This is a genomic window from Campylobacter sp. W0014 (genome assembly GCF_020135975.1).
Lineage (GTDB): Bacteria > Campylobacterota > Campylobacteria > Campylobacterales > Campylobacteraceae > Campylobacter_D.
This window is the reverse complement of record NZ_JACHTR010000021.1, coordinates 24,910-31,118: the sequence shown is the minus strand read 5'-3', so window position 1 is coordinate 31,118 and position 6,209 is coordinate 24,910. Positions and strand designations below refer to the sequence as shown.

Sequence of the window (6,209 nt, the reverse complement as noted above, 5' to 3'; positions counted from 1 at the left end):
GGTGATAACGTAAAAGTTATCACAGGAGATGATAAAGGTAAAACAGGTAAAGTTTTAGCTGTATATCCAAAAACTCTTAAAGTAGTAGTTGAGGGATGTAAAATTGCTAAAAAAGCGATCAAGCCTAGTGATAAAAATCCAAATGGTGGCTTTATTAATAAAGAAATGCCAATGGATATTTCTAATGTGGCAAAAATTCAGGAGTAAGCAATGATGAGATTGAAAGAAAAATATAATCAAAGCATTAAGCCTGCATTGGTTAAAGAATTTGATATTAAAAATCCTATGCTTATTCCAGCAATCGAAAAAGTAGTTATCAGTGTGGGAGCTGGAGAACTTGCTAAGGATCAAAAAGTATTGCAAAATATTGCTGATACAATTTCTCTAATTGCTGGGCAAAAAGCTGTTATCACTAAAGCAAAAAAATCTGTAGCTGGTTTTAAAGTCCGTGAAGGATTTCCAGTTGGGGTTATGGTTACTTTAAGAAAAGACAACATGTATGCTTTTCTTGACAAACTAATTTCTATTGCTCTTCCAAGAGTAAAAGACTTCAGAGGTTTAAGTAGAGATGGTTTTGATGGACGTGGAAATTATAACTTTGGTCTTGATGAACAACTTATGTTTCCAGAAGTTGAGTATGATAAAATTTTAAGAACTCATGGTATGAATATTTCTATAGTTACAACAGCACAAAACGATAAGCAAGCACAAAAACTATTAGAACTTATCGGTGTACCATTTGCAAAAGGAAGAAAAGATGGCTAAAAAATCAATGATTGCAAAAGCGGCACGTAAGCCTAAATTTAAAGTAAGAGGCTATACTAGATGCCAAATTTGTGGACGTCCGCATTCAGTTTATAGAGATTTTGGAATTTGTAGAGTTTGTTTAAGAAAAATGGGCAATGAAGGCTTAATTCCAGGTCTTAAAAAAGCAAGTTGGTAAGGAAATAAAATGATAAATGATATAATTTCAGACTCATTAACAAGAATTCGTAATGCGGGAATGAGAAAACTTGAAACAACTAAACTTTTACACTCTAAAGTTGTTGAAGCTTTGGTTGGGATTTTTCAAGCTAAAGGCTATATTGAAAGTTTTAATGTTATCGAAGAAGATAAAAAGAAATTTATCAATGTGATCTTAAAATACGACGAAAAAGGAAAAAGTGTGATCAATGAACTCAAAAGAGTTTCAAAACCAGGTCGTCGTGTTTATAAAGGAAAAGATGAAATTAAACGTTTTAAAAATGGTTATGGTACGATTATAGTAAGCACAAGTAAAGGTGTTTTGGCTAACGATGAAGCTTATAAAGCAGGAGTTGGTGGCGAAATTTTATGTACCATTTGGTAAAAAATCTGCTTTTTATGGTATTGGGTATCCATTCTTTACAAAAAGTAGAAATATCCTAGACAAATAAAAAGGAAAAATATGTCTCGTATAGGTAAACAACCAATTGCTATTCCTAGTGGAGTAGAGGTTAAATTAGAAGGAAATTTGCTTAAATTTAAAAAAGGAAATTTGGCGAAAGAGCTTGATACAAAAGCTCATGTTAATGTTGAGATTAAAGATAATAATATTCTTTTTTCTCCAAAAGGTGAAGACAGACAAAGCAGAGCTTATTGGGGAACTTATAGAGCTTTAGCTTATAACATTGTTGTAGGTTTAACTCAAGGTTTTTCAAAAACTCTTGAAATCAACGGAGTAGGTTATAAAGCTGCTTTAAAAGGAAAAATTTTAGAATTAAGCCTCGGTTTTTCACATCCTATTAATTATAATATTCCTGAAGGTATTGAAATTGTAGTTGATAAAAATAATGTGATTGTCAAAGGAAGCGATAAGCAAGTAGTAGGACAAGTTGCTGCTCAAATTCGTGAATTTAGACCACCTGAGCCGTATAAAGGAAAAGGCGTTAAGTATTCAGATGAGCGTATTATCCGCAAAGCCGGTAAGACATCTAAGAAATAAGAGGACTAAAGAATGAGAGCAAATGTATTAAAAAGAAAATTAAATTTAAGAATTAAAAGAAAAAAGAGAATCAGAGCAAAAATTTCTGGTTGTGAAAATTTTCCAAGAATCTCTGTATTTAAATCAAATAGAACTCTTTATATCCAAGCAATCAATGATGTTAAAGCTGTAACTTTGGCTGCAGCAGATGGACGCAAACTAGGTATTAAAGCTAACAAAGAGGGAGCTAAAAAAATTGCTGCTGAATTTGCGAAACTATTAAAAGCTAAAAAAATTGAGCAAGCTGTGTTTGATAGAAATGGTTATGTTTATCATGGAGTGATCGCAGTTTTAGCTGAATCTTTAAGAGAAAATGGCATTAGGCTATAAGGGGTAATTGATGGAAAAATATAATAGAGAAGAATTCGAAGAAGTCATTGTTGATATTGGTAGAGTTACTAAAGTAGTTAAAGGTGGTAGAAGATTTAGATTTACTGCTTTAGTGATTGTTGGTAATCGCAAAGGTTTAGTAGGTGTTGGCTATGGAAAAGCTAAAGAAGTTCCAGATGCTATTCGTAAAGCAGTCGATGATGCATTTAAAAATATTGTTGAAGTAAAAACTAAAGGTTCAACTATTGCTCATGATGTAGAAGTAAAATACAACGCAAGTAAAATTTTACTTAAACCAGCTAGCGAAGGTACAGGGGTTATTGCTGGTGGTTCTACTCGTCCTATTGTAGAGCTTGCTGGTATTAAAGATATTTTAACTAAATCTTTAGGCTCAAATAATTCAGCTAATGTGGTTCGCGCTACCATTAAAGCTTTAACAATGCTAAAAGGATAAGTCATGAATTTAATAAAAGCAGCGGGTTCAACGCATAAAACTAAAAGAATAGGTCGTGGTCAAGGCAGTGGTATGGGAAAAACTGCTACCAAAGGTGGAAAAGGCCAAACAGCTAGAAAAGGTTATAATGAAAAAAGAGGTTTTGAAGGGGGTCAGCAACCACTTCAAAGAAGATTGCCAAAAGTAGGTTTTACATCTAAAATAGAAAAACCTTATGTAATCAATGTTGAAAAAATTACAGCTGTAAAAGACCTAACTGAAATCACAATTGAAAACATTAAAGGCGTTCACAAGCTTTCAAAATCTGTGAAAAAAGTTAAGCTTATTGGTGCTAGCGCTAAAGGCTTAGTATCTAAAATTAAAGACGAGAATATTAGCGTCACTGGAACAAAATAATGAATAGAGCATTGACGAATAAGATCTTAATCACTTTAGCTTTTTTATTTGCTTATAGGGTTCTGGCTTATATTCCAGTTCCTGGCGTCAATGCTGATGTGATTGCGGATTTTTTTAACCATAATCAAAATAATGCTTTAGGTTTATTTAATGTTTTTAGTGGTGGGGCGGCTCAACGTTTTTCTATTATCTCTTTAGGAATTATGCCCTATATCACTGCTTCTATTATAATGGAACTCTTCGCAGCAACTTTTCCAAGTATCGGTAAGATGAAAAAAGAACGCGATAGTATGCAAAAATATATGCAAATTATACGTTATGTAACTATATTGATCACTTTAGCTCAAAGTATAGGTGTAGCTATAGGTTTACAAAGCCTACATGGCAAGGGTGGATCAAGTGCCATTATGATAGAAAATTTAAATATGTTTATCGCACTTTGTGCTATTTCAATGCTTGCAGGAACTATGCTTTTAATGTGGCTTGGGGAACAAATCACTCAAAAGGGTATAGGAAATGGTATTTCTTTAATTATTTTTGCAGGTATTGTTTCAGGGATTCCAAGAGCGATTTCAGGAACTATAAGTCAGGTAAATTCAGGAGAGATGAATTTCTTAACTGCTTTTGCTATTTTTGTTTTGATTTTAATTACAATAGGTGCTATTATTTATGTAGAGCTTGGAGAACGTAGAATTCCTATTTCTTATTCTCGTAAAGTAGTGATGCAAAATCAAAATAAACGTATTATGAATTATATTCCAATTAAAATCAATCTTAGCGGAGTGATTCCTCCAATCTTTGCAAGTGCGATTTTAATGTTTCCAACAACCATTTTACAAACCAGCACAAATCCTTATATACAAGCCATTAATGATTTTTTAAATCCTAATGGATACGTATTTCACATTTTGACTTTTATTTTTGTGATTTTCTTTGCTTATTTTTATGCTTCTATAGCATTTAATGCTAAGGATATTGCAGATAATCTTAAAAAGCAAGGTGGCTTTATTCCAGGAATTCGTCCAGGTGAAGGAACTTCAAGTTATTTAAATGAAGTAGCCTCTCGTTTAACCTTATCTGGTTCTATTTATCTAGGAATTATAGCAACCTTGCCTTGGCTTTTAGTAAAATTTATGGGAGTGCCTTTTCAATTTGGCGGCACTTCAGTGCTTATTGTAGTGCAAGTTGCACTTGATACGATGAGAAAAATCGAAGCTCAAATTTATATGAGCAAATATCAAACCTTAAGTGCAGTAGGTTTGTAGAATATATAATGCAAAAAAATAAAGCAAGGAATTTCTAAATTTTTCATTTCCTTACTTTATTTTTGCTTATTTTAGAAAAGTTTTTTTAGATTTATCCAAAAATGATCTTTTGCGACAAATGGCTGTTTTATCGCACAGAAACGGTGCCATCTATGGTTTTTATACGCTTTTATTTTCTCAATTCAATTTATTAGCTAAATAAGATATAGTTTTGGTGTGTTTAAAAGAAGAAAAACACAATATTTATAAGTTTTTAAAATCCTACTTGAATAATTTTATATCATAAAAGGCGTGATAACAGAAAACAGAGGAGCTTTATCATATGGAGCGGTGACTGCAAGAAAGATAAGGTTACCTGCTGTAATGAGTGTAAGAAATGCTATGAAAATTCTTAAAAATGGAATGAAAGTAAAAGTTGATGGTGGAAAAGCTAGAGTTTGTATTTTCAATTAACCCTAGCTTTTTGTTTTAAAAATATAAATATGATACAAACTGTAAAAATCACAATAGCCCATATCAAAAAAGCATCAACTAGGCCTATTTGCCTTACTATAGGTTGGGATATGATAGGGCTTAAAAATTGTCCAAGGAAAATGCAACTTGCTAGTATCCCATAAGCTCTAGCTCTTGCATTTTCAGGACATATAGAAAAAAGATAAGCAGTATTATTAACAAGCATAACCCCTCCTCCAGTTCCTAATAATGCTAAAGCCATTAAAACCGCTATAAAGTTATGAACTAAAAACAATAATAAAAAGGAGCAGCCTACTATAAACAAAGTCAAAATATAAATTTGCTTAATGCTTAAAAAACGCATAATATATTTATAGCTAAGCGAAAAAACTCCATAACAAAGAGCTGAAACAGACATAGAAATTCCAATGTATTTAGGATCTAAGCCTAAATGTCCTTCAATGTAATAAGGAAGTTGTGTTGGAGAAATGTAATATACTACCATAATAAAAAATCCTATAAAATAAATAGGAAGGAATTGCCAATAATTTGTTTTTGTTTCTGTTTTAGTGTGATTATAAAATTTAAAACGTGGTTCGAAAAGATAAAATATAGCTATAAGAGTAATGAGTATCCCAAGCCCATAAACTAAAAAAGGATAACGCCAAGAATAACTAGAAACAAAACCCGCAATAGAAATAAAAACAGCGCCTCCAACCGCACAGAAAAAACCTTGCAAACTTAGGGCATTTTCACGCCGATTAAATCCACCATGGCTATAATAATCCCCAAGTAAAGCTGAAGCTCCAGTCATGATAAAAGCTGTAGCCATTCCAAAAATAGCTCTAGAAAGTAAAATAGCATAAATATCATTGAGAAAAAATCCACTCACTCCAGCTATAGTCCATATTATCATTGCAGGAAAAACAAATTTTAATTTACCAAATTTATCCATTAAAATTCCCGCAAAAGGCGATAAGATAACTACAAATATGGCAGGCATAGTTAAAACCAATCTTACTAAGATATCAAGGTGGGCTAAAGTAAAACTTGTTGAGCTTGTAGCGCCTGCTTGAGTTAAAAGACTTTCAAAATGTCTGCTGATCGCTGGTAGTGCTGAAGAAATAACCACGCTGCCTAGCATAGTCATAGCTGCCATGGAAAATACTGCGATTTTAAAGGTAGATTTTTCGGTAATTTCGACTATTTTTTTATCTAATTTTGTATCATTGGGATGAAATTGATAATGTTTTTTTCGCATTTTAAAGCCTTTTTTATTTTATTATACTCCAAATTAATTATATGTTTC

General features: G+C 32.2%; 11 protein-coding genes. 10 read left to right on the top strand and 1 reads right to left on the bottom strand.

The window, feature by feature from the left end; translation table 11 throughout:
- The 10 genes from rplX to H2277_RS07060 all read left to right on the top strand — a co-directional run.
- Positions 1 to 207, top strand: a 207-nt coding sequence (gene rplX, locus H2277_RS07105) for a 50S ribosomal protein L24 (RefSeq protein ID WP_337201639.1), incomplete at its 5' end; no start/stop codon positions are given.
- 3 nt (positions 208 to 210) lie between these two features.
- A complete protein-coding gene (gene rplE / locus H2277_RS07100; RefSeq protein ID WP_137623845.1) occupies positions 211 to 765 on the top strand; it encodes a 50S ribosomal protein L5 in 555 nt (184 codons plus the stop codon).
- Positions 758 to 943, top strand: a complete 186-nt coding sequence (locus H2277_RS07095) for a type Z 30S ribosomal protein S14 (protein ID WP_002779433.1) — start codon at positions 758 to 760, stop codon at positions 941 to 943. The genes rplE and H2277_RS07095 overlap by 8 nt, the downstream gene beginning before the upstream one ends.
- Positions 944 to 952: 9 nt before the next feature.
- Positions 953 to 1,348 (top strand): 30S ribosomal protein S8, encoded by a 396-nt coding sequence (rpsH, locus tag H2277_RS07090; RefSeq protein WP_337201638.1) that lies wholly within the window; start codon positions 953 to 955, stop codon positions 1,346 to 1,348.
- Positions 1,349 to 1,426: 78 nt separating this feature from the next.
- Entirely contained in the window at positions 1,427 to 1,963 is a 537-nt protein-coding gene (gene rplF / locus H2277_RS07085) for a 50S ribosomal protein L6 (protein WP_137623843.1), read from the top strand.
- Positions 1,964 to 1,975: 12 nt separating this feature from the next.
- Positions 1,976 to 2,332 carry a 50S ribosomal protein L18 gene (rplR, locus tag H2277_RS07080; RefSeq protein WP_337201637.1) on the top strand — a complete coding sequence of 119 codons (357 nt, stop codon included), beginning with the start codon at positions 1,976 to 1,978 and terminating at the stop codon, positions 2,330 to 2,332.
- A gap of 10 nt (positions 2,333 to 2,342) precedes the next feature.
- Entirely contained in the window at positions 2,343 to 2,786 is a 444-nt protein-coding gene (rpsE, locus tag H2277_RS07075) for a 30S ribosomal protein S5 (RefSeq protein WP_337201636.1), read from the top strand.
- A 3-nt stretch (positions 2,787 to 2,789) separates the two neighbouring features.
- A complete protein-coding gene (gene rplO, locus H2277_RS07070) occupies positions 2,790 to 3,182 on the top strand; it encodes a 50S ribosomal protein L15 (RefSeq protein ID WP_337201635.1) in 393 nt (130 codons plus the stop codon).
- Positions 3,182 to 4,447: a preprotein translocase subunit SecY gene (gene secY / locus H2277_RS07065; protein WP_337201634.1), complete on the top strand. Its 1,266-nt coding sequence runs from the start codon at positions 3,182 to 3,184 to the stop codon at positions 4,445 to 4,447. Before rplO ends, secY begins: the two co-directional genes overlap by 1 nt.
- 291 nt (positions 4,448 to 4,738) lie before the next feature.
- The gene (locus H2277_RS07060; RefSeq protein ID WP_337201633.1) at positions 4,739 to 4,900 is read left to right on the top strand and encodes a PEP-utilizing enzyme; all 162 of its coding nucleotides are present in this window, start codon (positions 4,739 to 4,741) and stop codon (positions 4,898 to 4,900) included.
- Here the strand turns inward: H2277_RS07060 and H2277_RS07055 are convergent.
- A complete protein-coding gene (locus tag H2277_RS07055; protein WP_337201632.1) occupies positions 4,893 to 6,161 on the bottom strand; it encodes an MFS transporter in 1,269 nt (422 codons plus the stop codon). The two genes, H2277_RS07060 and H2277_RS07055, sit on opposite strands and share 8 nt — an antisense overlap.
- Between the last annotated feature and the right edge of the window lie 48 nt (positions 6,162 to 6,209).